Annotated in this window: 24 protein-coding genes and 1 pseudogene; 12 read left to right on the top strand and 13 right to left on the bottom strand. The window is 59.7% G+C overall.

Annotation, left to right across the window (positions count from 1 at the left end; all coding sequences use genetic code 11):
- Positions 1–12 precede the first annotated feature (12 nt).
- From LRS56_13280 to pepN, 3 genes are read left to right on the top strand one after another with little or no spacing between them, the layout of a single operon-like run.
- The gene (locus tag LRS56_13280) at positions 13–273 is read left to right on the top strand and encodes a DUF1315 family protein (GenBank protein WDU65328.1); all 261 of its coding nucleotides are present in this window, start codon (positions 13–15) and stop codon (positions 271–273) included.
- Complete coding sequence (locus LRS56_13275; protein WDU65327.1) at positions 270–1,100, top strand: DUF2797 domain-containing protein; 831 nt, start codon at positions 270–272, stop codon at positions 1,098–1,100. The genes LRS56_13280 and LRS56_13275 overlap by 4 nt, the downstream gene beginning before the upstream one ends.
- Positions 1,101–1,113: 13 nt before the next feature.
- Positions 1,114–3,771: an aminopeptidase N gene (gene pepN / locus LRS56_13270; GenBank protein ID WDU65326.1), complete on the top strand. Its 2,658-nt coding sequence runs from the start codon at positions 1,114–1,116 to the stop codon at positions 3,769–3,771.
- A 46-nt stretch (positions 3,772–3,817) separates the two neighbouring features.
- Here the strand turns inward: pepN and LRS56_13265 are convergent, their stop codons facing one another.
- Entirely contained in the window at positions 3,818–4,864 is a 1,047-nt protein-coding gene (locus LRS56_13265; GenBank protein ID WDU65325.1) for an aldo/keto reductase, read from the bottom strand.
- 160 nt (positions 4,865–5,024) lie between these two features.
- On the opposite strand from LRS56_13265, the gene LRS56_13260 reads away from it, so the two are divergent.
- The 4 genes from LRS56_13260 (at position 5,025) to LRS56_13245 (ending at position 7,911) form a co-directional block, all read left to right on the top strand.
- Complete coding sequence (locus LRS56_13260) at positions 5,025–5,741, top strand: YafY family protein (GenBank protein WDU65324.1); 717 nt, start codon at positions 5,025–5,027, stop codon at positions 5,739–5,741.
- Positions 5,742–5,791: 50 nt separating this feature from the next.
- Entirely contained in the window at positions 5,792–6,127 is a 336-nt protein-coding gene (locus tag LRS56_13255) for a nuclear transport factor 2 family protein (GenBank protein ID WDU65323.1), read from the top strand.
- A gap of 15 nt (positions 6,128–6,142) precedes the next feature.
- Positions 6,143–7,255 (top strand): cell division protein ZapE, encoded by a 1,113-nt coding sequence (gene zapE, locus LRS56_13250; protein WDU65322.1) that lies wholly within the window; start codon positions 6,143–6,145, stop codon positions 7,253–7,255.
- A gap of 164 nt (positions 7,256–7,419) precedes the next feature.
- On the top strand, positions 7,420–7,911 hold the full coding sequence (locus tag LRS56_13245; protein WDU65321.1) for a GNAT family N-acetyltransferase: 492 nt from the start codon (positions 7,420–7,422) through the stop codon (positions 7,909–7,911).
- Positions 7,912–8,000: 89 nt separating this feature from the next.
- Here the strand turns inward: LRS56_13245 and LRS56_13240 are convergent, their stop codons facing one another.
- The 4 genes and pseudogenes from LRS56_13240 to LRS56_13225 form a co-directional block, all read right to left on the bottom strand.
- Positions 8,001–8,222 (bottom strand): hypothetical protein, encoded by a 222-nt coding sequence (locus tag LRS56_13240; GenBank protein ID WDU65320.1) that lies wholly within the window; start codon positions 8,220–8,222, stop codon positions 8,001–8,003.
- A 142-nt stretch (positions 8,223–8,364) separates the two neighbouring features.
- Positions 8,365–10,605 (bottom strand): TonB-dependent siderophore receptor, encoded by a 2,241-nt coding sequence (locus LRS56_13235; GenBank protein ID WDU65319.1) that lies wholly within the window; start codon positions 10,603–10,605, stop codon positions 8,365–8,367.
- A gap of 113 nt (positions 10,606–10,718) precedes the next feature.
- Positions 10,719–12,475: pseudogene (locus LRS56_13230) on the bottom strand (phosphoethanolamine transferase CptA).
- 160 nt (positions 12,476–12,635) lie between these two features.
- Positions 12,636–12,815, bottom strand: coding sequence for a DUF6026 family protein (locus tag LRS56_13225; protein ID WDU65318.1), 180 nt, complete (start codon positions 12,813–12,815; stop codon positions 12,636–12,638).
- Positions 12,816–13,041: 226 nt separating this feature from the next.
- Here LRS56_13225 and gnd point away from each other — a divergent pair, with 226 nt between their 5' ends.
- From gnd to LRS56_13210, 3 genes are read left to right on the top strand one after another with little or no spacing between them, the layout of a single operon-like run.
- Complete coding sequence (gene gnd / locus LRS56_13220) at positions 13,042–14,070, top strand: decarboxylating 6-phosphogluconate dehydrogenase (GenBank protein WDU65740.1); 1,029 nt, start codon at positions 13,042–13,044, stop codon at positions 14,068–14,070.
- On the top strand, positions 14,067–15,590 hold the full coding sequence (gene zwf, locus LRS56_13215; GenBank protein ID WDU65317.1) for a glucose-6-phosphate dehydrogenase: 1,524 nt from the start codon (positions 14,067–14,069) through the stop codon (positions 15,588–15,590). Before gnd ends, zwf begins: the two co-directional genes overlap by 4 nt.
- Positions 15,587–16,411 carry an HAD family hydrolase gene (locus tag LRS56_13210; GenBank protein ID WDU65316.1) on the top strand — a complete coding sequence of 275 codons (825 nt, stop codon included), beginning with the start codon at positions 15,587–15,589 and terminating at the stop codon, positions 16,409–16,411. The genes zwf and LRS56_13210 overlap by 4 nt, the downstream gene beginning before the upstream one ends.
- A gap of 67 nt (positions 16,412–16,478) precedes the next feature.
- Here LRS56_13210 and LRS56_13205 read toward each other — a convergent pair whose 3' ends face one another.
- Positions 16,479–16,739: a hypothetical protein gene (locus tag LRS56_13205; GenBank protein WDU65315.1), complete on the bottom strand. Its 261-nt coding sequence runs from the start codon at positions 16,737–16,739 to the stop codon at positions 16,479–16,481.
- Positions 16,740–17,083: 344 nt separating this feature from the next.
- On the opposite strand from LRS56_13205, the gene LRS56_13200 reads away from it, so the two are divergent.
- Complete coding sequence (locus LRS56_13200) at positions 17,084–18,409, top strand: sigma-54 dependent transcriptional regulator (protein ID WDU65314.1); 1,326 nt, start codon at positions 17,084–17,086, stop codon at positions 18,407–18,409.
- Positions 18,410–18,496: 87 nt separating this feature from the next.
- Here the strand turns inward: LRS56_13200 and LRS56_13195 are convergent, their stop codons facing one another.
- The 7 genes from LRS56_13195 to LRS56_13165 form a co-directional block, all read right to left on the bottom strand.
- On the bottom strand, positions 18,497–19,801 hold the full coding sequence (locus tag LRS56_13195) for a hypothetical protein (GenBank protein WDU65313.1): 1,305 nt from the start codon (positions 19,799–19,801) through the stop codon (positions 18,497–18,499).
- A gap of 49 nt (positions 19,802–19,850) precedes the next feature.
- The gene (locus LRS56_13190) at positions 19,851–20,597 is read right to left on the bottom strand and encodes a hypothetical protein (protein WDU65312.1); all 747 of its coding nucleotides are present in this window, start codon (positions 20,595–20,597) and stop codon (positions 19,851–19,853) included.
- Between the two features lie 40 nt (positions 20,598–20,637).
- A complete protein-coding gene (locus LRS56_13185) occupies positions 20,638–21,318 on the bottom strand; it encodes a C39 family peptidase (GenBank protein WDU65311.1) in 681 nt (226 codons plus the stop codon).
- 61 nt (positions 21,319–21,379) lie between these two features.
- Positions 21,380–22,123 carry a hypothetical protein gene (locus LRS56_13180; protein ID WDU65310.1) on the bottom strand — a complete coding sequence of 248 codons (744 nt, stop codon included), beginning with the start codon at positions 22,121–22,123 and terminating at the stop codon, positions 21,380–21,382.
- Positions 22,124–22,190: 67 nt separating this feature from the next.
- A complete protein-coding gene (locus LRS56_13175) occupies positions 22,191–22,742 on the bottom strand; it encodes an adhesin (protein ID WDU65309.1) in 552 nt (183 codons plus the stop codon).
- Complete coding sequence (locus LRS56_13170) at positions 22,742–23,191, bottom strand: hypothetical protein (protein ID WDU65308.1); 450 nt, start codon at positions 23,189–23,191, stop codon at positions 22,742–22,744. The genes LRS56_13175 and LRS56_13170 overlap by 1 nt, the downstream gene beginning before the upstream one ends.
- A 328-nt stretch (positions 23,192–23,519) precedes the next feature.
- Entirely contained in the window at positions 23,520–24,515 is a 996-nt protein-coding gene (locus LRS56_13165; GenBank protein WDU65307.1) for a FecR family protein, read from the bottom strand.
- 142 nt (positions 24,516–24,657) lie between these two features.
- On the opposite strand from LRS56_13165, the gene LRS56_13160 reads away from it, so the two are divergent.
- Positions 24,658–24,927, top strand: a complete 270-nt coding sequence (locus tag LRS56_13160) for a PepSY domain-containing protein (protein WDU65306.1) — start codon at positions 24,658–24,660, stop codon at positions 24,925–24,927.
- Positions 24,928–24,947 lie beyond the last annotated feature (20 nt).

Raw genomic sequence — 24,947 nt, 5'->3', positions numbered from 1 at the left:
AGGAAGAGCCTAATGTCCTCTTTTGCTGAAATGATTGAAAACATCACCCCGGACATCTACGAGAGCCTCAAGCTCGCCGTGGAAATCGGCAAGTGGTCCGATGGTCGCAAGCTCACCGCCGAGCAGCGCGAGCTGTCCCTGCAAGCGGTGATCGCCTGGGAAATCCAGAACCTGCCGGAAGACCAGCGCACCGGCTACATGGGCCCGCAGGAGTGCGCGTCGAAGTCTGAGCCGGTACCGAACATCCTGTTCAAGTCGGATGCGATCCATTGATTGAAATTGGTCGCGGTGCAGTCAGCAAAATGTCGGCGCAACTCGGTGAGCCGACCGTTCAATACGCATTTCGCCTGGGCGACACCGAGGTGCCGGTCAACCCGTTGATTGGTACCCACGTGCGTCTGGAATACCTCGGCGCCATCCATTGCAGCCATTGCGGGCGCAAGACCAAAACCAGTTTCAGCCAGGGTTATTGCTACCCGTGCATGACCAAACTGGCCCAGTGCGACCTGTGCATCATGAGTCCCGAGCGTTGCCATTACGACGCCGGCACCTGCCGTGATCCGGGCTGGGGCGAAAAATTCTGCATGACCGACCATGTGGTGTACCTGGCCAATTCGTCGGGGATCAAGGTCGGTATCACCCGTGCCACCCAGTTGCCGACCCGTTGGCTCGATCAGGGCGCGAGCCAGGCGCTGCCGATCATGCGTGTGGCGACCCGCCAGCAGTCCGGGTTCGTCGAAGACCTGTTCCGCAGCCAAGTGGCTGACAAGACCAACTGGCGTGCCTTGCTCAAGAGCGATGCGCAGTCGGTGGACCTTGCGCAGGTGCGCGATGAGCTGTTCGCGTCGTGCGCCGAAGGCTTGCTGAGTTTGCAGGAACGCTTTGGCCTACAGGCTATCCAACCGGTGACCGACATCGAACCGATCGAAATCCGTTACCCGGTAGAGCAATATCCGACCAAGATCGTCAGCTTCAACCTGGACAAGAACCCGATTGCCGAAGGCACGCTGCTGGGGATCAAGGGCCAATACCTGATCTTCGACACCGGCGTTATCAATATTCGTAAGTACACGGCCTACCAGCTCGCCGTGCATCAGTAGAAGGATGCCACCCATGCGCACCGAACAACCGAAGATGATTTACCTGAAGGACTATCAGGCGCCGGACTACCTGATCGATGAGACGCACCTGACCTTCGAGTTGTTCGAGGACCACAGCCTGGTCCACGCGCAGCTGGTGATGCGCCGTAACCCCGAGCGCGGCGCCGGACTGCCGCCGCTGGTGCTGGATGGCCAGCAGCTGGAGTTGTTGAGCGTCAATCTGGGCGATCAGGAACTGACGGAGGCTGACTATCAGTTGACCGACAGCCACCTGACCCTGCACCCCACCCGCGAGACCTTCACGGTCGACACCAGCGTGCGCATCCACCCGGAAACCAACACCGCCCTGGAAGGTTTGTACAAGTCCAGCGGCATGTTCTGCACCCAGTGCGAGGCCGAAGGTTTCCGCAAGATCACTTACTACCTCGACCGCCCGGATGTGATGAGTACCTTCACCACCACGGTGATCGCCGAGCAGCATAGCTACCCGGTGCTGCTGTCCAACGGCAATCCGATTGCCAGCGGCCCCGGTGAAGATGGCCGCCACTGGGCGACCTGGGAAGACCCGTTCAAGAAGCCGGCGTACCTGTTTGCATTGGTAGCCGGTGATTTGTGGTGTGTGGAAGACACGTTCACCACCATGACCGAGCGCACCGTGGCGCTGCGCATTTATGTCGAGCCGGAAAACATCGACAAGTGCCAGCACGCAATGAACAGCCTGAAAAAATCCATGCGCTGGGATGAAGAGACTTACGGGCGCGAGTACGATCTCGATATCTTTATGATCGTTGCGGTCAACGACTTCAACATGGGCGCCATGGAGAACAAGGGCCTCAATATCTTCAACTCCAGTGCCGTGCTGGCCCGTGCCGAAACCGCCACCGACGCCGCGCACCAGCGGGTCGAGGCGATCGTGGCGCATGAGTATTTCCACAACTGGTCGGGCAACCGCGTGACCTGCCGCGACTGGTTCCAGTTGTCGCTGAAGGAAGGCTTCACCGTATTCCGCGACTCGGGCTTTTCTGCCGATATGAACTCGGCCACGGTCAAGCGCATCCAGGACGTGGCTTACCTGCGCACTCACCAGTTCGCCGAAGACGCAGGCCCGATGGCCCACGCCGTGCGCCCGGACAGCTTTATCGAGATTTCCAACTTCTACACCCTGACCGTGTACGAAAAGGGCTCGGAAGTGGTCGGCATGATCCACACCTTGCTCGGCGCCGAAGGCTTTCGCAAAGGCAGCGACCTGTACTTTGAGCGGCATGACGGCCAGGCCGTGACCTGTGATGATTTCATCAAGGCCATGGAAGACGCGAATGGCGCCGACCTGACGCAGTTCAAACGCTGGTATAGCCAAGCGGGTACACCGCGTCTGGTGGTGAGCGAGTCCTACCACGCCGCCTCCAAAACCTACAGCCTGACCTTCCGCCAGAGCTGCCCGGAAACCCCGGACAAGGTAGAAAAACTGCCGTTTGTGATCCCGGTCGAATTGGGTCTGCTGGACGCGAAGGGCGCCGGTATCGCGTTGCGTCTGGCCGGTGAAGCGGCCGCGGGCGGCACTTCCCGGGTGATTTCGGTGACTCAAGCCGAGCAGACCTTCACTTTCGTCGACATCGCTGAACAGCCGTTGCCCTCGTTGCTGCGCGGTTTCTCGGCACCGGTGAAACTGAGCTTCCCGTACAACCGCGACCAGCTGATGTTCCTGATGCAGCACGACAGCGACGGCTTCAACCGTTGGGATGCCGGCCAGCAGCTGTCGGTGCAGGTGTTGCAGGAATTGATCGGCCAGCATCAGGCGGGCCAGCCGCTCAAGCTGGATCAGCGTCTGATCGACGCACTGCGTACGGTATTGAGCGACGAAAGCCTCGATCAGGCGATGGTCGCGGAGATGCTCTCGTTGCCAAGCGAAGCCTACCTGACCGAGATCAGCGACGTGGCGGACGTGGAGGCGATCCACGCTGCCCGTGAGTTTGCGCGCAAGCAATTGGCCGACAACCTGTTTGAAGGGCTGTGGCTGCGTTACCAGGCCAATCGCGAGCTGTCCAAGCAAACGCCGTATGTGGCAGCCGCCGAGCACTTTGCGCGTCGCGCCTTGCAGAACATTGCGCTGTCATACCTGATGCTCAGCGGCAAGCCAGAAGTACTGGCGGCAACCTTGGACCAGTTCGACACCAGCGACAACATGACCGAGCGCCTGACCGCGCTGGCGGTGCTGGTGAACTCGCCGTTCGAAGCAGAAAAAGCCCAGGCGTTGGCGGTGTTTGCCGAGAACTTCAAAGACAACCCGCTGGTCATGGACCAGTGGTTCAGCGTACAGGCCGGCAGCACCTTGCCGGGCGGCCTGGCGCGGGTCAAGGCGTTGATGGAGCACCCGGCGTTCAATATCAAGAACCCGAACAAAGTGCGTGCACTGATCGGCGCATTTGCCGGGCAGAACCTGATCAACTTCCACGCCGCAGACGGCTCGGGCTATCGCTTTTTGGCGGATCTGGTAATCCAGTTGAACAGTTTCAACCCGCAAATCGCTTCGCGGCAGTTGGCGCCACTGACCCGCTGGCGCAAATACGACAGTGCGCGCCAGGCCTTGATGAAAGCGGAACTTGAGCGCATCCGGGCATCCGGCGAGCTGTCGAGCGATGTGTTTGAGGTGGTCAGCAAGAGCCTTGCATGACCTGAGCAGCTAAAAAAACGGCCTTTTCAGGCCGTTTTTTTTCGCCTTAGATGACGGGCGGGCGAGGGGTGTCCAAGCCGCTGTCGAGGGCGAAGCGCTCTGCGATGATCCCGTGAGGTACGCCCAGCGGTATGGCGCTTGCGATGTCGAGGCGGGTGATCTGTTCGGCCGACAGTTGCACGTTCAACGCGCCCAAGGTGGCATCGAGCTGGGCGCGGGTACGTGAGCCCAGAATGGGGATGAGTGCGGTCGTCGAACGGCGGGCTTTTTCCCTGAGCCAGGCGATGGCGATGTGGGTTGGGGAAGCATCCAGCTCACCGGCGACCGCCAGCAGGGTGTCGAGTACCGCGGTTTCGCGTGCGCTTTTTTCCGAGTGGATCAGCATGCCCAGCTTGTTGGCGCGGTTGTCATCCAGGCTTTCGCGGTATTTGCCGGTGAGGAAGCCGCCGCCCAACGGTGACCAGAGCGTGGCAGCCAGTCCCAGGGCTTCGGCCATCGGCAACAGCTCGCGGTCGGCGGTGCGCTCGGCCAGGCTGTACTCCACCTGCACGCCGATGATCGGTGCAAAGTTACGCACTTCGGCCAACAGGTCGGCGCGGGCAATGCGCCAGGCGGGGAAGTTGGAGAGGCCGGCGTAATGGATCTTTCCGGCGCGGACCAGGTCATCGAAGCCGCGCAGGATCTCTTCCATGGGCGTGACGTTGTCACTCATATGCGCCCAGAGCAGGTCGATATGGTCGGTGTTCAGGCGCTTGAGGCTTTCTTCGACCGCACGCACCAGGTTCTTGCGATTGTTGCCGAGCCGGATAGTGCCCTCATCGGAGGGTTGCGTGCGCAGGGTGTATTTGGTGGCCACCACCAGGTTGTCGCGCTCGGCGGCGATAAACTCCCCCAGCAGTTTTTCGGCCTGGCCGAACTGGTAGCCGTTGGCGGTATCGAGGAAGTTGCCGCCGGCTTCAAGGTAGCCATCGAAGATCGCCTTGGCTTCCTCGCGCTCAGCGCCATGGCCCCAGCCCGTACCGAAATTGCCGGTGCCCAGGGCCAGTTCAGATACCTGCAGACCGCTGCGGCGGCCAAAGACTTTATTGCGCATACAAGGACTCCCGAGGCAGTGATTTTTCATACATGTTTAGCAACATGTATTTAATATGATCGTGATAATTTATTCGGTCAAGCGGCTTTTTTGCTGCTGACGTTTTCTGACAGGGGGCTCTGCTAAGCTTCGGCACTTTTTCTTTTTCGGCGGGACTGATGTGTCGCGTACCACTCGTCTACTGACTTTGCTTCAGGCCCTGCGAGGCAAGAAACGTCCGGTGACCGCTGCCGTGCTGGCGGCGCAACTGGAAGTGTCCGAGCGCACGCTGTACCGCGACATCGCAGAATTGACGGCGCTGGGCGCGCCGATTTTCGGCGAGGCCGGGGTAGGGTATGTGTTGCGCAGCGGGCTTTTTTTGCCGCCATTGATGCTCAGCGCCGAGGAAACCGAAGCGATCGTGTTGGGTTTGCGCTATGTGGACCAACGCGGCGACGACGTGCTGAGTCGCGCCGCAGCCAACGCCCTGGCAAAAATCGCCGATGTGCTCGACCCGGCGGCCCAGGAAGCCCTGCGTAACCCGACGCTGCTGCCCGGCCCGCCAGGCTTCGGCTACCCGGAAAACCGCGTGCCGCTGGATGTCTTTCGCGAGGCCATTCGCACCCAGGCCAAGTTGCACATCGACTATGCAGACGCCAGCCAAGCCCACAGCCAACGCCTGATCTGGCCGCTGGCGCTGGGGTTTCTCAATGAAGTGCGAGTGATCGTGGCCTGGTGCGAGTTGCGTGGCGCGTATCGCACCTTCCGTACCGACCGCGTGGCGAGTGCCCAAACCCTCGGCGAGCGCTATCCGGGGCGGCGCAGTGACTGGCTGCGGGCCTGGCGCAAGCGGATGGAACAGAATCAATCCGCGCCGTTTACTCCTGACAAAAACTGACACAACCCTGGCTTAGCATGGCGCCATAACCACCAAAAAAGGAGCTTTGCATGCCTGTTCCAGAATTGGCCCCGGCTATCGTGGCCTATCTCGCGGCGACCAATACCCGCGACACCTCGGCCGTCGCCGACTGTTTTGCCGATGACGCCAACGTTTTCGACGAAGGCCAGCACCAGGTCGGCACCGCCGCCATAGCGCGCTGGATGGAAGACACCGGGCGTCGTTATCAACCTCGTGTCGACGTGCTCAAGGTGCAATATCGCACCGGTAAGGTGCTGGTCAACAATGTGGTCTCCGGCAATTTTCCCGGCAGCCCGCTGGAGCTGCGCTACACCTTTCGCCTGAACGAGCAGGGCAAGATTTCGCGGCTGGATATTTCGCTGTAGGTCATACTGGCGGGCATGACTTTCGACTCGCCCCTCACCGCTTATCAATACGCCATTGCCCAGCAGGGTTTTGTTGCCGACGACGCCCAGCGTCGTGCGGTGGCCGCCTTGCAGGCTTGCCATGAGGCCCTGCATCAGGGCCGCACGCCGATTCTCGGCGTCTACCTCTGGGGGCCGGTGGGCCGCGGCAAGACCTGGCTGATGGACCAGTTCTACCAGAGCCTGCGGGTGCCGGCGCGGCGTCAGCATTTTCATCATTTCATGGGCTGGGTGCATCAGCGGCTGTTCAAGCTCACTGGCACCCATGACCCGTTGCAGGCGTTGGCGCGGGAGCTGAGCCGCGAGGTTCGGGTGTTGTGTTTCGACGAGTTGTTTGTCAATGACATCGGTGACGCAATCATCCTCGGCCGGCTGTTTCAGGTGATGTTCGAGGAGGGCGTGGTAATGGTCTGCACCTCCAACCAACCCCCTGACCAGTTATACGCCGAGGGCTTCAACCGTGACCGATTCCTGCCGGGCATAGCGGCGATCAAGCAGCATCTGCAGGTGGTGGCGGTGGACGGCGCTGAGGACCACCGCCTGCACCCAGGCGTTGGGCAGCAGCGTTACTGGGTCAACCAGCCCGAAGCGCTGGCCAGCGTGTTCGAGCACTTGGCCGAAGGGCAGGCGGTGAACAGCGGGCCGGTCACGGTCGGCCACCGTTGCCTCATGGCCGTGCGCTTCAGTGACACAGTGCTGTGGTGCACCTATGCCGAACTGTGCGAGCAACCCCTGGCGGCGATGGACTTCATGCTGCTGTGTGATCGCTTCAAGGTGATCCTGCTGGGCCAAGTGCCGAACCTGAGTGCGCAAACACGTCCGGGCCGGATCGCCCGTGGCACCGAAGACGGTGCCGAGCGCGTGGTGGCCGGTGATCGCGAGTTGCCGCAGCTGTCGGTACACGATGACAGCGTGCGTCGGTTTATTGCATTGGTGGATGAGTGCTACGACCGCAGGGTGCCGCTCTACATCGAAGCCCGTGTGCCGCTGGAGCGCCTGTATACCGAGGGCTACCTGGGGTTTGCGTTCCGCCGCACCCTGAGCCGGCTGCAAGAAATGCAACTGCAGCGATTTGGCCAAGCGCTGTAAGAAGAAAGCACGCAATTGATCTATCAGGCTTTTTTAGCGGTACAGCCTTCGCAATTTCAGACAGATATTTGTGGTTAATCTCCTTCATCCTGCACGGACTCCACGCTTACAATCGTGCACCGCTAAGGGAGCCGATTCCCTTGTTGTCGTGATCGAGGAAGGAAATGGACACCCCAGATATCCTGGTGCTGCAAGCCAGCTACACCAACCCTGTGCACGCCGAAGCCATTGGCCGTGTGCTCAATCATTACGCCGAAGACCCGATGGGTGGCGGCCACAGCCTGCCTGCCGACCTTCTGGAGCAATTGCCGGCCGAACTGGCCAAGCGTCCGCATGCTTTCAGCGTGCTGGCGTTTGTCGGCGGAGAGCCGGCAGGCTTGGTGAATTGTTTTGAGGGGTTTTCCACCTTTGCCTGCCGCCCTCTGGTTAACGTCCACGACGTGGCGGTGATGAGTGCGTTTCGTGGGCTGGGGCTGAGCCAGAAAATGCTGCAGAAGGTCGAGGAAATTGCCCGGCAGCGTGGCTGCTGCAAAATCACCCTGGAGGTGCTTGAAGGCAATGGCGTGGCTCAGTCGGCCTACCGGAAGTTTGGCTTTGATGATTCCAAGTTTGACCCTGAGTTCGGGCGCATGCTGTTCTGGAGTAAGCCTCTTTAATAAATAACAGGCAAAAAAAAGGCGCCATTAAATGGCGCCAAGTTAACCTTAGCCATCGGAGCGGTATGGCAGGGGGTATTACGGTTGAATCAGCTTTTCGGTTGGTTCTCGTCAGCCGATTGTTTAATCGAATCTTTCTTGATGTTTTTGCCATCGGCGGCGGCAATACGATCCTGAGTGCCGTGTATCTGAGTCTGGGTGAGGTTGAAGTTCTTATAGAACGCTTTTGAACGCTCCGCGCCACCCTCTGCGAAAGCGGCGGCGGAGGTCAGGGTCATCAGGCTGGCGAGCAGTACGGTAGTAAGTTTCATGGCGGTATTCCCATTAAGAGTGATCGGTATCCGGTCGCTCCTTGATCAGATTCATGGAGCGACTATGAGGGGATCTTATTAAGTGGGAATTAACGCGACGCTGATGGAAAGTTAACGGTTTTGTTAACTTCCGGTTCGGCGTTTACAGCCTCCAGTTCAGCGCAAGCGTGACGCCGCGTGGGTCTCCCCAGTAAACGCCGTTATAAAAGCCGACGCGTTCGTAATATTTTTTATCAAATAAGTTATTGATGTTAAGCGAGGCCGAAAGATGTTCATCGAATTGGTAACGGGACATCAGGTTGACCACGGTGTAAGCCTGCTGGGTGATCTTCGCCCGCGTGGTGATCAAATTGCCATCGGCATCCCGTGCCCCGGTCGGCCGATTACTGAAATCATAGATATCACTCTGCCAATTCACCGCGCCGCCGACCGTCAGGTTGCGCCATGCACCGGGTAGCCGGTAGGCGCTGGACACCTTCAGCAAGTTTAACGGCTGCTGGCTGTTGGTGCGTTTGCTTGAACCATTCAACGAGTGGGTATAGGTGTAGCCTGCCGTCAGGTTCCAGTCGGGCATGACTTCCCCCGCGACCTCCAGTTCGAAGCCGTTGACCTTGTTACCTTTGCCGCCGGACTTGTAGTACTCCTCGCCAGTGGTCGGGTTCGGGGCTACCGAGTCGTCCAGTTCGGCGACGTTGTCCTGTTTACTCCAGAAATACGCGGCCGCCACGTTTACGCGCTCGTTCAGCAAGCTGCCCTTGAGACCAACTTCATAGTTGCTGCCCACCACCGGCTCCAGGTACTTCTTGTTGGCGTCGCGCAGGCTCTGGGGCTTGAAGATGTCGGTGTAGCTTGCGTAGACCGTGTACTGCGGCGTCACGTCGTACAGCAGCCCGGCGTAAGGCGTCCACATATCATTGTGGGTCTGGGAGGTCTTGCCGGCGCTGGTGAGTTGGTCGTTGTCGTCGTATTCGGGGTTTGCGCTGTTCAACGACCAACTGCCATAGCGGCTGCCCAGCACGGCGTGCAAGCGGTCGGTGAGGCTCAGCCGCGTGGCCAGGTAGCCAGCCTTCTGCTGCTTGTTGCTGTGTTCACCTTTTAGGTTCGTGACCGTGTCAGGAAACTTGCCGATGCCACCCATGTATTTCCAGTCATCAATGATGTTGTAGCCGGGAGGCGTCGCGCCCCTGCGCATAAAGGGAGAGGCATCCCGTTGTGCGGCCTCGCCATAGCCCATCATCAGCGCATGTTCGCGGCCCAACAGGGCATAGCTGCCGGCGAGGTTGAGGTCGATAGCCTCCATTTTCGAGCGGCCGAGCATGTGGCTGGACCACGCATACATGCCGCTGCGGTCTTCATTGGGAAAGCCCGCGCCGCCGTAGTACACCTTGCCATCCGTGTCGCTTTGCCGATGGGTGTAGGCCGCCTTCAAGTGCCAGTCGCCCGCCAGCCGATGATCGAGCGTCGCGAAGGCGGTCTTGTCCGTCAGCGGCCAGGAGCTCCAGTGCGCCGCCATATTGGTGGACCGTGACAGCCCGGCCTTGCCGCCCTGGCTGTTCCAATACGGCACGGTGCCCCACGAAGTGCCCTGTACCTGCTTGTTCTGGTAATCAAAGCCTACGGCAAGCACGGTATCGTCCGACAGGTCGCCTTCGAGAATGCCGTAGCCCACGGCCCGCTGCAGCCCGTAGTTGTCTCGGAAGGACTGGCTGTCGCGGTAGGCCAGCACGGTGCGCCCGCGCAGTTTGCCATCGAACGCAAGCGGGCCGCCCACATCGACGTAGCTGTAATAGTTGTCATGGCTGCCGCCGCTGATGCCGGTTTGCGCCTGCCATTGGGCGGTGGGCCGCTTGCGAACCATATTGACGGTGGCGGAGGGGTCGCCGGCGCCGGTGGTCAGGCCGGTAGCGCCGCGCACCACTTCGATATGGTCGTAGATGATGGTGTCGGCATCGGACTTCATATAGCCAAAGGTATTGAGCATCCCGTCAACCTGGTAATTGGAGATGCCATAGCCACGGGAGGAGTAGTACACGCGGTCGGAGTCATAGTGCTGAACGTTGACCCCGGTGGTCTGGCGCAGTACGTCGGTCAAGGTGTTGAGGTTGAAATCATCCATCTGCTGGCGAGTGGTCACCGAGATCGATTGCGGTGTTTCCTTGATGGACAGGTTCAGGCGGGTGGCGGTGCTCATCGAGCCGGTGGTATAGGCCCCGGTGTGCTCGGTGGTGGCCCCGAGGCCCTCGGCGGTGATGCGGGTGGCGCCCAGTTCAAGGGCCTTGGCCGGAGGATGCTCGGTGTCGGTTTCAGCCAGCAGGTCCGGGCTCAACATCACGCCCAGCAGGCTGAACGTGAAGGTCATGGAGCGGGTAAGCGGTGCACGCATTGCGAGGACTCCTTGTCGTCTTCGAGGCCACCCCGGAAAGGGAAGGCCTTGGCTCAAAGACGAAAGGAGGAGGGCAACTTTAGGCTTAAACGAGAATGATTGTTATCTTTCTGTTACAAGCCAGGCGCTTCCTGCAGTACCACATCGGTGGGGTTGGGCTTTTTCGGCTTGATCATGCTGAAGTCAATCAAGGCTTTCTGCTCACGTGCATAGGGGTTGCCGATCAGCAGCGGGCGTGGCTTGAAGCTGTCGCTCACCAGGCTTTTACTGCGGTCCAGTTCGTTGAAGCTCAGGCCGGCCAAGTCGGCCCAGGTGTGGATCAACTGCGAGCTGCTGTAGGGGCGTTGCAGGTCGCCGGCGAAACTCCAGTCGTGGGTTTCGCGCCATTTCGGTGAGGCGTACGCCATGAAAGGAATGGTGTACATCGGCGCGGTCGGCTTGCCTTCGTTGCGCCCCAGGGTGGCGTGGCCGGCCGAATCGAAGACGTCCTCGCCGTGGTCCGACAGATACAACAGAAAACCATTCGGATCGGTCTTCGCGTAGTCCTTGATCAGGCTCGACACCACGAAATCGTTGTACAGCACCGCATTGTCATAGCTGTTGTAGACCGGCAGTTGATCGTCGCTGATCCCGGCGGGCACACCTTGGCGATCGGTGAATTTGTCGAATGATTCCGGGTAGCGGTACTGGTAGCTCATGTGGGTGCCGAGCAGGTGCACCACGATGAACTTGCGCTCGGCCGGGTCGGCCATGGCCTTGGCGAACGGCTCCAGCACGTCGCCGTCATACTGGCGGGCGTTCTGGTTGCGGTTGTTGTTCAGGTACACCTGCTCGTCAGCCTGTTCGGAAAAGGTCGTGAGCATGGTGTTGCGTTTGGTCATGGTCTGTTGGTTGGTGATCCAGTAGGTCTTGTAGCCGGCCTGTTTCATCACGCTGACGATGGAGGGGGTTTTCAGGTACAGGTCCGGGTTTTCCTCGTCGGCGAACGTCAGCACCTGTTGCAGCGCCTCGATGGTGTAGGGGCGCGGGGTGATGACGTTGTCGAACACCGCCAGTTGGTCGCGCAGCTTGTCCAGTTCCGGCGTGGTCTTGCGCGGGTAGCCATAGAGGCTCATGCGCTGGCGGTTGGTGGACTCGCCGATGACCAGCACCAGGGTCGAGGGCTGGCCGGCCATGGTGTCCTTGAGGTTGGTCAGGGGCGGGATCTGGCTGGCGCTGTCGAGCATGCCTTGCATGTTGTCCAGCTGTTCGGTGTAGCGGCGGTAGGCAACGATCATCTGCCATGGCACGGCGGGCTCGATACGCGTTTCGAAGCGGTCGATGGCGTCGTCCAGGGTGTCGCTGCGGGCGATCTGCTTGACCAGCGGGTAACCAATAATGGCCACCAGAATCGCGGTGGCCGCCACCAGGGCCTGGGCACGTGGCAGGTACACCGGGCGAACCCGGGTCCACAGGAAAATCGCAACGGCGGTGTGGGCAATAAACGCCAGCACGATCCACCAGGCAAAGTACTGGGTGGCGTACTCGCCGGCTTCAGAGATGTTCGACTCGAACATGATGAAGATGACGCTTTGGGAAAATTCCTGCTGGTAGATGAAGAAATAACCCAGGCTGGCCATGGAGCAGGCCCACAGCACCACGCCGATCAGCGCGGCGAGCAAGCGCGTACGGCGCGGGAAGATCAGCAGGGGGCGAGCCATATCGCGCTCATGAAGAAGGCTTGGCGAAAGCCGCTGAAACCGGAGGTGCCGCTGAGTTGGATCAGCAGTTGGGTAATACCCGAGAAATACCAGAAAAACAGGAATAGCCAGCCAAGACCGGCCCAATCAAAGCCTTTCGCAGACTTAGTGCTGCGTTTGAACATTGCCATCCAGCGCTCCAACCCGATCATTCTTCAGTCGACGCGCAGGGCTGCACGCAACAGTGGCCACCTTTGCATGAGGTGGCCCTTCGGGCGGGAGTATCGGGAGGTGCATGTGAAAACTTTGTGAGATTTTTGTAGCTGTTATCTTACAAAGTGATGACCGGGCTCAGCAGAGCGCTGGTTGCGCGCCGGCAGGCTGATCCAACTGGGATTGAATGATGTGGGCACGCAGGCGCATGACTTCCTGCTGCAGTTGATCGCGTTCGTCTTTCAACTGGCGTAACTCATCGCGTCGCAGGGTGACGTAGAGGGTCTGTGGCGGACGGGACATTTGTGCAGTGCTCATTGCTTACCTCGCAAATAGCCGGTGTGTCGCGGTGTGCCAGAACGCTTGAGTCGAGGTTCTCGGCAGCAGTCGGAGACAATTCTGAATTCTTTTTGCGGGCAATGGAACTTTTTTATTTTTGGTGGTCGTGTGACTTTTTGTGCCGTGATGCTGAAATGATGGCGACTTTTTGTCATGAAACTACACGGATCGGCTCTGGACTAACCCTCATTAGCCTCATTGCGCTATAAACTATGTCACACATTTATTTAGTAGTTGGGAGCATCAGCACATGCAACTGGGGATTATCGGACTAGGCCGCATGGGCGGGAATATTGCACGGCGCCTGATGCTCAATGGGCATACCACCGTTGTTTACGACCGTAACGAAGCATTTGTCAAAGGCTTGAGCGAGGAGGGCGCCACCGGCGTCGCCGACTTGAAAGCCCTGGTCGCAGGGCTGCAAAAGCCTCGCGCCGTCTGGGTGATGCTGCCGGCAGGCGACCCCACGGAAAACACCATCAATGAATTGAGCGAGCTGCTGGAAGACGGTGACGTGATCATCGACGGCGGCAATACCAACTATAAGGACGATGTACGCCGTGGCAAGGCATTGGCGCGCAAGGGCCTGCACTATGTCGACGTCGGCACCTCCGGCGGCGTCTGGGGCCTGGAGCGCGGCTATTGCATGATGATCGGTGGCGACGCCGAGACCGTGCAGCGCCTCGACCCGATCTTCGCCAGCCTGGCACCGGGCCTGGGCAACATCCCGCGTACCAAGGACCGTTCCGCCAGCGCCGACACCCGCGCCGAGCACGGCTATATCCACGCCGGCCCTGCGGGCTCCGGGCACTTCGTCAAGATGATCCACAACGGCATCGAGTACGGAATGATGCAGGCGTTTGCCGAAGGTTTTGACATCCTCAAAACCAAAAACTCGGAAAACCTGCCCGAAGACCAGCGTTTCGACCTGAACGTGGCCGATATCGCCGAAGTCTGGCGCCGTGGCAGCGTGGTGTCGTCCTGGTTGCTGGACCTGACCGCCGACGCTCTGGCCACCGACCCGAAACTCGACGGTTACTCCGGTTCCGTGGCCGACAGTGGCGAAGGCCGCTGGACCATCGAAGCCGCCATGGAACAAGCGGTGCCGGTTCCGGTACTGTCCACCTCGCTGTTCGCACGCTTTCGCTCGCGCCAGCAGAGCACTTACGGTGACAAGATGCTGTCTGCCATGCGCTTCGGCTTTGGTGGCCATGTGGAGACTTCCAAAAAATGACCGCCAACGGCAAGAAATCCAAGGCCGAACCCGCACCACCCACCACCTTGTTTCTGTTTGGCGCCCATGGCGACCTGGTCAAGCGCCTGCTGATGCCGGCGCTGTACAACCTCAGTCGTGATGGGCTGCTGGGCGACGGTTTGCGCATTGTCGGGGTTGATCACAACGCCATCAGCGATGCCGACTTCGCCAAGAAGCTCGAAGATTTCATTCGCACCGAAGCGGCGAGCAAGGTCAAGGGCAGCGCGGATAACGCGTTGGACCCGGCCTTGTGGGCGCAATTGGCCAAGGGCATCAGCTACGTCGAGGGGGATTTCCTCGACGACGGCACCTACGCCGACATCGGCCAGAAAATCGCCGACAGCGGCACCGGCAATGCAGTGTTCTACCTCGCCACCGCGCCGCGTTTCTTCAGTGACGTGGTGCAGCGCCTGGGCAGTGCCGGCTTGCTGACCGAAACCGATGACAGCTTCCGTCGTGTGGTGATCGAAAAACCTTTCGGTTCCGACCTGGCGACCGCCGAAGCGTTGAACGCCAGTTTGCTCAAGGTGATGAGCGAGAAGCAGATCTATCGCATCGACCATTACCTGGGCAAGGAAACGGTGCAGAACATTCTGATCAGCCGGTTCTCCAACGTGCTGTTCGAAGCGTTCTGGAACAACCATTACATCGATCATGTGCAAATCACCGCCGCCGAAACCGTCGGCGTGGAAACCCGGGGCAATTTCTTCGAGAAAACCGGCACGCTGCGCGACATGGTGCCCAATCACCTTTTCCAGTTGCTGGCGATGGTCGCCATGGAACCGCCGGCGGCGTTCGGCGCCGATGCCGTGCGCGGTGAAAAGGCCAAGGTGGTGGGTGCCATCAGGCCCTGGTCCACGGAAGAAGCGCGAGCCAATTCGGTACGTGGCCAGTACACCGCCGGTGAAATCGGCGGCAAGCCATTGCCCGGTTACCGCGAAGAGCCCAACGTCGCCCCCGGCAGCAGCACCGAGACCTTCGTGGCCCTCAAGGTGATGATCGATAACTGGCGTTGGGTCGGCGTGCCATTCTACTTGCGCACCGGCAAACGCATGAGCGTTCGTGACACCGAAATCGTGATCTGCTTCAAGCCGGCGCCGTATGCGCAGTTCCGTGACACCGAAGTCGATGAGCTCAAGCCGACGTACCTGAAGATCCAGATTCAGCCGAATGAAGGCATGTGGTTCGACCTGCTGGCGAAAAAGCCCGGGCCGACCCTGGACATGGCCAATATTCAGTTGGGGTTCGCCTACAAGGACTTCTTCGAGATGCAGCCGTCGACCGGCTACGAAACCCTGATCTACGACTGCATGACCGGTGACCAGACCCTGTTTCAGAGGGCCGACAACATCGAGAATGGCTGGCGTGCGGTGCAGCCCTTCCTCGATGCGTGGAAGGAAGACGACGGCATTCAGACCTACAAGGCCGGTGAAGACGGCCCTGCAGCGGCTGACGCGTTGCTGGCCCGCGATGGCCGTACCTGGCATAGCCTCGGATGAGTGACGCAGCGATTCATCCCATCCGTTTTATCCTCAGTGACGTGGACGGTACGCTGCTGCATCCGGATCACCGCCTTAGCCAGCGCACGGCCGATGCGATTCACGCCTTGCGCGACGCCGGGGTGTTTTTCAGCCTGGCCAGCGGGCGGCCGCCCAAGGCCATGCTGCACCTGATCGAGACCTTCGGCATTGATGTGCCGGTGGCCGGCTTCAATGGCGGCACGCTGATCAACCCGGATGGCAGCATCCTGGTTGCCCATCATTTGCCGGCCGAAGCGGCGCTGGTGACTCTGGCGCTGTTCTCGGCCGAGCCGGACGTGGAGGTGTGGGTGTTTGCCGACGGCGACTGGCTGCGCCGTGACCCGCCAGGGCCGATGCAGCAGCGTGAAGCCGATGGCCTGGGCTATGGGCCGGTGGTGGTGGAGAGTTTTGAGCCGTACCTGGACCGGGTCGACAAGATCGTCGCCGCCAGCCACAACACGCAGTTGCTGGTGGAACTGGAAGCGCAGCTGCAGCCCAAGGTGCAGGGGCTGGCCCAAGTGTCACGCTCGCAGCCGGTGTACCTGGACGTAACGGCCATGCTCGCCAACAAGGGCGAAGCCTTGAAGACCTTGGCCGCGCACCTTGGCGTGCCCATGGAGCAGACGGCGGCCATCGGCGATGGCGGCAATGACCCAGCGATGTTTCAGGTGGCCGGGTTGTCGATTGCCATGGGGCAGGCGGAGGAAGCCGTCAAGCGCCAGGCGAGTGTGGTCACCGGCAGCAATGTCGAGGACGGCGCTGCGGAAGCAATCGAACGGTTTATTCTTGCCGCGCGGTAAGCAACTTTAGTTCTGGTGTGCAACTTCCGATGACTGTTTTACAGTGATCGGAAGTTATCAGGCGGGCTTACTTCGGCATTGCCCAGGACAGCAACTGGTGGCCATCTTTATCGAGCTCGGCGCGGGCCTGCAACAGCAAGTCTTCCAACTGAGCGGGGTCGGTGTAGGCACTCGACGACAGTTGCTTACTGCCGATGCGGGTATTGGTGCGGTCGATGACGCTCAGGCTCAGGGCGCCATTGCCGTCGTGCCAGGCCACGCACTGAAAGGGCTGGAAAGCACGGTCTGCGATCAAAAGAGCTTCGTTGATGCGGAGCGGGGCGTTCATGTGGGTGTTCTCTCTCATTGCCCATTCAAGTGAGTGCCGTCGGTTGGGCGAGCCGGACGGCGAGTTACTTGTACTGATGCACGATGACCGGGTACGGGTCACATCTTAGAGCCATAAATTTTAACTTTCCCTGATTAACGTCATGTAAGCGGCTGTTTTGAAAGCGCTATGAACGTTTCGATGGTGTGTCACTTTTTTGCCGAAAATACTGCAAAGTGGCTTTTTGCCCGCAGTTATAGCGAAACGATACAAGCGGCGCGTCAAGACCTTGCTAGTGTTAGCGCCAGGCGTCACAAACCGTTGTTTTAAAATAACTTTAACAATTTTGGCGCCAAGGAATAGTCATGATTGTTACACCCGTGCAGCGCCGCTTGCTTGTGGTCGACCCCTGCGACGACTGCCATGGGCTATTGCCCGGCTTACGCACCGCCGGGTGGGAGGTGCACAGCTGCGCGCTGGAGGCCGTCGGCGAACGGACCTGCGATGTGGGCCTGCTGCGTTTACAGCCCTACCACCTGGAACGCCCGGAAGCGGTCAAGGAACTGATCGGCCGCAGCGGCACCGAGTGGATCGCGGTACTTAGCCAGGACGTGCTGCGCTTGCAGAATGTCGGTGATTTCGTCTGTGAGTGGTTCTTTGACTTCCATACGTTGCCCTTCGATGTCGCCCGCGTGCAGGTCACGCTGGGCCGCGCTTTCGGCATGGCACGCCTGCGCGGCAAGGGCCACATGCTGGTGGATGAGCCCGAGCATGAATTGCTCGGTGACAGCCGACCGATTCGTGAACTGCGTAAATTGCTATCCAAGTTGGCACCCACCGAATCCCCGGTGTTGATCCGCGGGGACAGCGGCACCGGTAAAGAGCTGGTGGCCAAGACCCTGCATCGTCAATCCCAGCGCCACGCCAAGCCGTTTGTCGCAATCAATTGCGGGGCCATTCCCGAACACCTGATCCAATCCGAATTATTCGGCCATGAGAAAGGCGCGTTCACCGGCGCCCATCAGCGCAAGGTCGGGCGTATCGAGGCGGCTCACGGCGGTACGCTGTTCCTGGATGAAATCGGTGATTTGCCGATGGAACTGCAGGCTAACCTGCTGCGTTTTCTGCAGGAAAAACAGATCGAGCGCGTTGGTGGCAGCCAGCCGATTCCGGTAGATGTACGGGTTCTGGCCGCGACCCACGTGGACCTCGAAGCCGCAGTTGAAAAGGGCACATTCCGCGAAGACCTGTATTACCGGCTCAATGTTCTGCAAGTGGTGACCGCGCCGTTGCGCGAGCGGCATGGCGATGTGGCGATGCTGGCCAACCATTTTTCGCGGTTTTACAGTCAGGAAACCGGTCGCCGCCCGCGCACCTTCAGTGACGAGGCCCTGGTCTCCATGGGCGAACACTCCTGGCCGGGCAATGTGCGCGAGCTGGCCAACCGCGTGCGCCGTGGCCTGGTGCTTGCCGAAGGGCGCCAGATCGAGGCCGTTGATCTGGGATTGAAAAGCCAGCAGGCAATCTCGCTGCCGATGGCTACACTGGAAGACTATAAGCACCGCGCCGAGCGTCAGGCGCTGTGCGATGTGCTCAACCGGCACAGCGACAACCTGAGTGTCGCGGCCCGCGTGCTGGGGGTTTCCCGGCCCACGTTCTACCGGTTGCTGCACAAACACCAGATCCGCTAGGGCGGGTAAACCGAAAAGCCCCGCAACGACCCTTATCGTTGCGGGGCTTTTCCTTGGTGGTGAACGGGCCGCGAAGCAGCCCTTCAATCAAAAGTAATACGGGAATTTCAGGCTGAACGTAAAGTCCGGTGCATCGTCCGTCATACCAATCGCCAGGTTCGGCACGATCGTCAGGTTTTCCGATGCCGCAATGGTCATCCCCACGTTGAAATACCCGGCATTGGCATCGCTGGAGACCACCGACTGCCAGTCGCCGCCGTTGGGCTTGAGCTTGCTCTTGCGTTGCACCAGGTCGGAGACCGAGAACGACATACTCATTTTTTCGTTCAGCGCGAAGGCTACGCCGACACCCAACTGGAAGCTGTCGCCGAGACGGACCTTGCCGCCGACTTTCTGGTTGACGTCACTGCTGATGTCGTCAAATGATTCTTCGAAGTTGTGTGTGTACGAGAGCGAGCCAAACAGCACCGCCGGGTCGAAGGTCTTGACCAGCGAGATGCCCGGTGTGATCGACCAGACGCCGTTACCGGTAGGCAGGCTTTCCGGCACATAGAGGTTGTCGTTGGTGGTTTGCCTGACCAGCTTGATACCAAACGGTTCTTTACCGGTGGGCGCCTTGACGCGCACGGACACCACGGCGTCCGGCAAGGTAGGGGTTTCGTCGAGGAATTTGTACGCCACGCCGAAGTTCACGTCGCCGATGGTTGGATCGCGGCTTACGTCGGCTTCAGAGGTGGCAGTGGCATCGTTGCCGGCGCCGCTCGACTGGTAGGTGGATTCGCGGTAAACCACCGGCACGTTGACGTCGAACTGCCAGCGGTTGTCGAGGTTGTAGCGCCCGGTCAGGTCCAGGGTCCAGTTGTCAGCCTTGATACGGTCCAGGTTGATATTGCCCAAAAAGATCGAGTCCAGTGCCAGGAACCCATTGAGGGTTAACTGGCGGGCATCGTAACGCGCATAAGTGATGCCGGTTTCAAAGCTGAACTTGCCGTTCCCAAAGAAACCGCTGGCTTCGTTGTAGAGGTTGCTCACGCTTTGCGCTGGCGCCGAATCGTCCTTGAGGGATTGACCATACGAGCTGCCGCCGCCGCCCGCCCCACCGGACGCGGCCGCAGCGCCGGTCCCGGCCACCGTGGCACCGCTGGCTTTTTGGAAATCTGCCGGAGATTTGGCCAGGCGCTTGGGCGCTGGCGTCGCCGGTTGATCTTCGACCTGGCGCACACGCTGCTCCAGCACCGCCAGGGCTTTTTGCTGCACGTCGTAACGTTGCTTGAGTTCCAGGAGCTCCTGTTTGAGAGTCTCTATATCTGCGTCTGGCGCTGCATACAACACGGATGCGGGCAAGAGCGTACTTAAACAAACCACCGCACGTAGCGATACCGATCGATGCATGAAATAAGCCGTCCTTTTCTAATGCGAAAGTGTCGAGGCTCAGCGTAGTTCAATAACCGAGAGTGCGTAGGCCTTTGAGTTGATCCAGGTTGCAGTTTATTGCCGGGTTGTTCAGCCCGTTATTGCCCATCACCACGTTGAGTTGGGTCATGTTGTTGACGAAGTTGGTATTGCCGGTCAACACCGTGCCTTGCAACACTTGGCCGCCGCCGATCTGCTGGAGGCTGTTGCCTTGGTTATGGTTGGCCTGGATCGCCATCTGCAAACCGCCGTTGTTGGCCGAGACGCTTACCCGGCCCGCCGCGCTGTCGCCGGTCACGGTGCCACCGGCCACCAGCACCTGCCCGGATTGCACGATGTTGGAAGGGGCCAGGCCGTTTTCAGTGACGTTGATACCGACATTGTTGTAGGCCGCGTTGCCGTCGCCTGCGGCGCGCACGCTTTGGGTCACGCCCGTGCCGGTGCCCAGGCCCGCACCGCCGATGACATTACCGGTGCCGGTGTTCTGATTGCTGCCGGTACCTGTGGCGCCGGTGGTCTGCACGTAGAATTGCGGGGTAATGGTCGACGAGTCGATTTGCATGTTGGCCTTGCCGGTGATGCTGTCGCCTATGGCATTGGTCCAGGTGCTGCTCATGACAATACCGAAGCTGATGATTCGCCCCGGCATCACATAACGGCCGCGCAGTTCGGCCATCTCCGAATCCTTGAGCTCGATCGGTTTGAACCCCGATGAAGCATAAGCGGGCATTGAGGCTGCCAGACACAAGACCGTCAGCCAACGGGAAGTGTTCATCTTCAGCTCCTGGAGCGTCCTGCCCCTTATTGCGCTTCTTTTAGAAGAAGTCGCTCTGGATGAAACCGAAATCCATCAGCTCGGCATCGCCTACCGGCCTGAACTCATTCAACTGGTTCTTGGCGGTCAGCGGCGTGGGTGGGTCGAGCAAGGCATTGGCCTTGTCGTAACCTTCACCCAGCACGGCGAAGACGATGCCATTCCAGCCCTTGACGAAGTCGTCGTGTGAATAGCGCTTATGGCCCAGCACCGGGTCGCCGATATAGACCCAGTCCTTGTCCGCGCGCTGCAACACCACGAAGTGCTTGTAGCCACGAATTTCCAGCAGCACCACGACGGGGATCTTCACGGTCACCAGGGTCTCTGGCCCGATCTTGTAGCCCCGGGCACGCATGCCGATGCTTTCGAGGTAGCGCTTCATGTCCAGCATGGAAAAACCCTGGGTGCGAACCAGGTCCTGGTCTGCATTGACCAGCATGCCTTTGATCACGTGGTCTTCGTCGACGTCCAGCCAATAGCCCTGACGCAGAATGGTGGCGAGTGCCGCAGCACCGCAGCTGAAATCGGTTTTCTGTTCCACCAGGTTGGCGAACCGGCGCTCACGGATACTCTCGACCTTCTTGTAGATGACTGCACCGCCAGGCATGGCGGAGATCGCCATGGTGCCTGCCCAGGTCGGGCCGGTGAGCAACATCAGAAGGGAGAGGGTCGCGAGGCGCATGATCGTGTGACCTGCTGGACACTGGAATAAAAAAGGGCCTTGTCGCCAAGGCCCCGTTGGATCAGAAGCGCACGCCGCTGGCGCAGACGCTGCAACCCTGGCCGATCGACAGGCTGTTGCTGCCTTGGTTGCCGGCACCGGATTGCAGGTTCACACCTACGTTGCCGGAGTTGCGGTTAACCGAGTTGTCGAGGCTCGAGTTGTTCGACACATACTGAGGTTTGCCGCCATGGCCATAGCCGTGGCTGGTAGCGGCGGTGTTGAGGTAGTTGTTGGCGAGCGAGTTTTGCTCGGTGTTGGCGGCCGCTGCGATGTTTTTGCCATCTGCAGTGGTGATTGCCAGGTTGTTTTTGCCTTGGTTGCCTTGACCGGACTGGCCGTTGTAGCCCAGGTTGCCGGAGTTGCCGTTGGCCGAGTTATCCAGCGAGGAATTGTTCTGAGTGCCTTTGTTGACGAAGTTGTTCAGACCGCTGTTTTGATTCACATCAACCACGGCGAACACGGTTGCGAAGTCGCCTTTGGCGCTGGAGATGGCGCCAGAGTTGTCGGCCTGGTTGCCGCTGCCGGCCTGCACGTTCACACCGACGTTGCCGCTGTTGCCGGTCACCGAGCCATCGGCAGAAGCGTTATTTTCGGTTTTGGTGTCGTCGAACTTGTTGCCCGCGCTGTTTTGTACATCCGTGACCACGGAGGCAACTACGCCGGTGGGTTGAGGCGCAGGGTGCCAGCCACCTGCTTGAGCAGCAGCAGCCATGAGTGCGGCGAGAGCGAAAACCAGTGGTTTCAGAGCCATTTGAGGTTTCATGGTGTTTCTCCTTGCTTCTAATTAGTTGGTTAAGTGTTGGTACGGTCTAACTCGTGCTACCAAGCGTTTACTTGATAGTGATGCCCAGGGTGTTAGCCACTCGGTTCCCCACCCCAGCACTCTGGTTCACCTGAATCACTCCTCGGCTGCCTGTGAAGGCCTGGTCGCTTGTCACGACCTGGCGGCTGCCAGTGGTGGGGGTGAGCCCTGAGTCGGTTGCCAGCGTCGTGGTGTTCTGTTGCACCAGGACGCTGTCGTCGATGCTTTGCGGGGCAGGATTGACGCTGATCCGCACGGCATTGACTAATTGGTTATTGGCCCCGGCCGACTGGTTGATGCCCACCATGCCGTTGCCATTGGTAAAAGAGTTGCCCTCAATCGCCGCCTTGGCGTTCAGGGACGGGTCGACCTTGCCATTCATGTTCTGGATATTGAGGGTGGTGGCCTTGCCACCGAGCGCAACGGAGCGGTTGTTGGCCGTTTGCTGCTGGTTACCCGCCGCCTGGTTGATCATCACGTTGCCGTTGTAGTCCCGGCCGCTGTTGTTGATCACGGCGGTGTCGTCGGCCATGGCTGCGGCGCTGCCCAGCAGGGCCAGAATAAGCAGGGAGCGGTTCATTATTTGCCCCCCATCATGCTGCCGATGTTGTTCAAGGGCGCCATGCCACGCTGGATCGAATCACTGATCTGCCCGCCCATGGCGGCGCCGGCCCCGTGGCCGACCGCTGTGCCGGAACCGAGTGTCGACACACTGCCTTGGGTGTTGTTCAAGCCAGGAATATTGCCGTTTGGCAGGATGGCGCGGCTGATGCTCGAGCCACTGCTGACGCCACGGATGTCCATGTCACTGAGTTCGCCTGTGGAGTTCAGGATCTCGCGGCTTGGATTGGCGTTGGCGGTGGTGGGGTAGGGGTCTTTACCGAATGAAGGTCGACCATAAATGTGGCCCTGTACGTCGCGGCCGGTCACGATCACGCCGTCACCTGCCAGGGTCGGAAGACTGATGCAGGCGCTGAGTACACAGCTGGCCAGCAGTACGTTCATCGAACCTTGCGTAAGTGTCATCACGGCGGCATTCCTTATTCTTCGCGCTGACCCTAAACAGCGCTGTAAGGGATAGAGCAGAAGGCGTGCCGCTTTTTATTTATTCTTTTTATTCAATAGGTTGCGGAAAGTACACGGCAAAATGATGGCCGCCTTGTATCAACCATGAGACAGCGCCCCCTGTAGCCCTTGCTCTGCAGCCACAGCACAATCGCTTCACCTGTCTGTATCAGCGGTGTAACACCGTGCATGACAAAACCATGAATCCGCTCGGCACGGGCGGTTCAGGACGAAGGGGTGTAAAAAAATGGACACGCGGGCCGTAAAAGGCCCGAGCCGGCAAAGGCCAGGCTCAGCCTTTCGGCGCTTTACGCGGGATGGAATTGAGTACGGGGTTGCCGTCCTGGTTCTGGGTCAAGTAGACCGGCAAAACCTTGGGCAAGGAGGGGATGAGGTTATTGACCTCATTGATGTTGTAGATGCCGCCGATGCGGATCGCCCCGGTGGTGGCATCGGCCAGCATCACCGGTTTGCTCAGGTAACGGTTGATCAACGGCAACGCATCGGCGAGGGCCAGGTTGTCGAGAATCAGCTTGCCCTGGCGCCAGGCCAGCGCGGAGTCACTGGGGTTGATCGCCCGCACGTGAGGCGTGGCGTCGCCTTGTTGATAGCTGGCCTGCATGCCCGGGGTCAGGGGCACGCTGCCGTGTATCTGGTCGCTGGCGATCTGCACTGAGCCTTCCAGCAGCATCACCCGCACTTGGTCTTCATACTTCCAGACATTGAACTGGGTGCCCGTGACTCGTACCTGGCCGTTGCCGGCATGCACGATAAACGGATGCGTCGCGTCGTGGCTCACCTTGAAGAACGCTTCACCCTTTTTCAGCGTGACCCGGCGCTGGTCCTTGTAGTTGCTGTAGACCAGTTCGGTGCCCAGGTTGAGTTCCACCTGGCTGCCGTCACCGAGGGTGACCTGACGCAAACCATTGCTGGCCTGGTAGCGTTCATAGGAACTCGGCAACCAGCCGGCTTCCCAACCGGTAAACGCGGCAAGCGGCAATGCGGCCAGGCAGATCGCCGCCGCTACCGCGTAAGTGCGCAGCCGGCTGCGCGGCTTGAACGGCACAACCACCGGCGTGGGTTCGTTGCGGGGCAGGTGGTCGGCGACATCCCAGATTTCCAGCATCGCCGCGTATTCAAAGGCGTGCAGCGGGTGGGCGTCATGCCATTGCGCAAAAGCCTGACGTTCACCCGGGGTGCAATCGCCCGCGTGCAGGCGCATGCACCAATGCGCGGCGGCGTCGGTGATGGCGTCATATTCGGCTTCTGAAACGGACTTTTCGCTCATTTACTCATCCTGATTTCGCGCATTCTAACCTCCCAGGGTGGACGGCGAGAACAGCCATCATGGCGATTGCACATCAATTGGAACTTATTCTCGTTTAGCGGGCTCCTAAAAATTCAGGACATTCCCACAATGGAGTACGAAAATGCTGAAGAAAACCTTAGTCGCCCTGTGTGCAACCACCGCTCTGCTCAGTGCGGGCGCCGCCCTGGCCGATAAGCCCGGCGCGGGTTGGATCACCATCGAAAAAGCCATCGAAGTGGCCAAAACCAAGGCCGGGTACATCGAGGTCTATGCGGCGGAAGCCGATGACAACGGCTATTGGGAAGTCAAAGGCCGCAAATCCGACGGCACCGTGTATGAAGCGCGCATCGATGGTGCTTCGGGCAACATCCTGCGTGACCAGAAAGACTGACGCACCCCGCCGGGAGCCGG

This window comes from Pseudomonas poae (assembly GCA_028869255.1).
In the GTDB taxonomy this organism is placed as follows: Bacteria; Pseudomonadota; Gammaproteobacteria; order Pseudomonadales; family Pseudomonadaceae; genus Aquipseudomonas; species Aquipseudomonas poae_C.
This window is presented reverse-complemented; position numbering and strand designations above follow the sequence as displayed.

Bases quoted from the DNA above. Each gene is read 5' to 3' on its own strand.
- pepN (WDU65326.1), top strand. From the start codon at position 1,114: ATGCGCACCGAACAACCGAAGATGATTTACCTGAAGGACTATCAGGCG.
- LRS56_13165 (WDU65307.1), bottom strand. From the start codon at position 24,515: ATGAGCGAAAAGTCCGTTTCAGAAGCCGAATATGACGCCATCACCGAC.
- zapE (WDU65322.1), top strand. From the start codon at position 6,143: ATGACTTTCGACTCGCCCCTCACCGCTTATCAATACGCCATTGCCCAG.
- LRS56_13195 (WDU65313.1), bottom strand. From the start codon at position 19,801: ATGCATCGATCGGTATCGCTACGTGCGGTGGTTTGTTTAAGTACGCTC.
- LRS56_13280 (WDU65328.1), top strand. From the start codon at position 13: ATGTCCTCTTTTGCTGAAATGATTGAAAACATCACCCCGGACATCTAC.
- LRS56_13245 (WDU65321.1), top strand. From the start codon at position 7,420: ATGGACACCCCAGATATCCTGGTGCTGCAAGCCAGCTACACCAACCCT.
- LRS56_13240 (WDU65320.1), bottom strand. From the start codon at position 8,222: ATGAAACTTACTACCGTACTGCTCGCCAGCCTGATGACCCTGACCTCC.
- LRS56_13185 (WDU65311.1), bottom strand. From the start codon at position 21,318: ATGCGCCTCGCGACCCTCTCCCTTCTGATGTTGCTCACCGGCCCGACC.
- LRS56_13190 (WDU65312.1), bottom strand. From the start codon at position 20,597: ATGAACACTTCCCGTTGGCTGACGGTCTTGTGTCTGGCAGCCTCAATG.
- LRS56_13160 (WDU65306.1), top strand. From the start codon at position 24,658: ATGCTGAAGAAAACCTTAGTCGCCCTGTGTGCAACCACCGCTCTGCTC.
- zwf (WDU65317.1), top strand. From the start codon at position 14,067: ATGACCGCCAACGGCAAGAAATCCAAGGCCGAACCCGCACCACCCACC.
- LRS56_13210 (WDU65316.1), top strand. From the start codon at position 15,587: ATGAGTGACGCAGCGATTCATCCCATCCGTTTTATCCTCAGTGACGTG.
- LRS56_13205 (WDU65315.1), bottom strand. From the start codon at position 16,739: ATGAACGCCCCGCTCCGCATCAACGAAGCTCTTTTGATCGCAGACCGT.
- LRS56_13175 (WDU65309.1), bottom strand. From the start codon at position 22,742: ATGAACCGCTCCCTGCTTATTCTGGCCCTGCTGGGCAGCGCCGCAGCC.
- LRS56_13255 (WDU65323.1), top strand. From the start codon at position 5,792: ATGCCTGTTCCAGAATTGGCCCCGGCTATCGTGGCCTATCTCGCGGCG.
- LRS56_13265 (WDU65325.1), bottom strand. From the start codon at position 4,864: ATGCGCAATAAAGTCTTTGGCCGCCGCAGCGGTCTGCAGGTATCTGAA.
- LRS56_13200 (WDU65314.1), top strand. From the start codon at position 17,084: ATGATTGTTACACCCGTGCAGCGCCGCTTGCTTGTGGTCGACCCCTGC.
- LRS56_13235 (WDU65319.1), bottom strand. From the start codon at position 10,605: ATGCGTGCACCGCTTACCCGCTCCATGACCTTCACGTTCAGCCTGCTG.
- LRS56_13180 (WDU65310.1), bottom strand. From the start codon at position 22,123: ATGAAACCTCAAATGGCTCTGAAACCACTGGTTTTCGCTCTCGCCGCA.
- LRS56_13225 (WDU65318.1), bottom strand. From the start codon at position 12,815: ATGAGCACTGCACAAATGTCCCGTCCGCCACAGACCCTCTACGTCACC.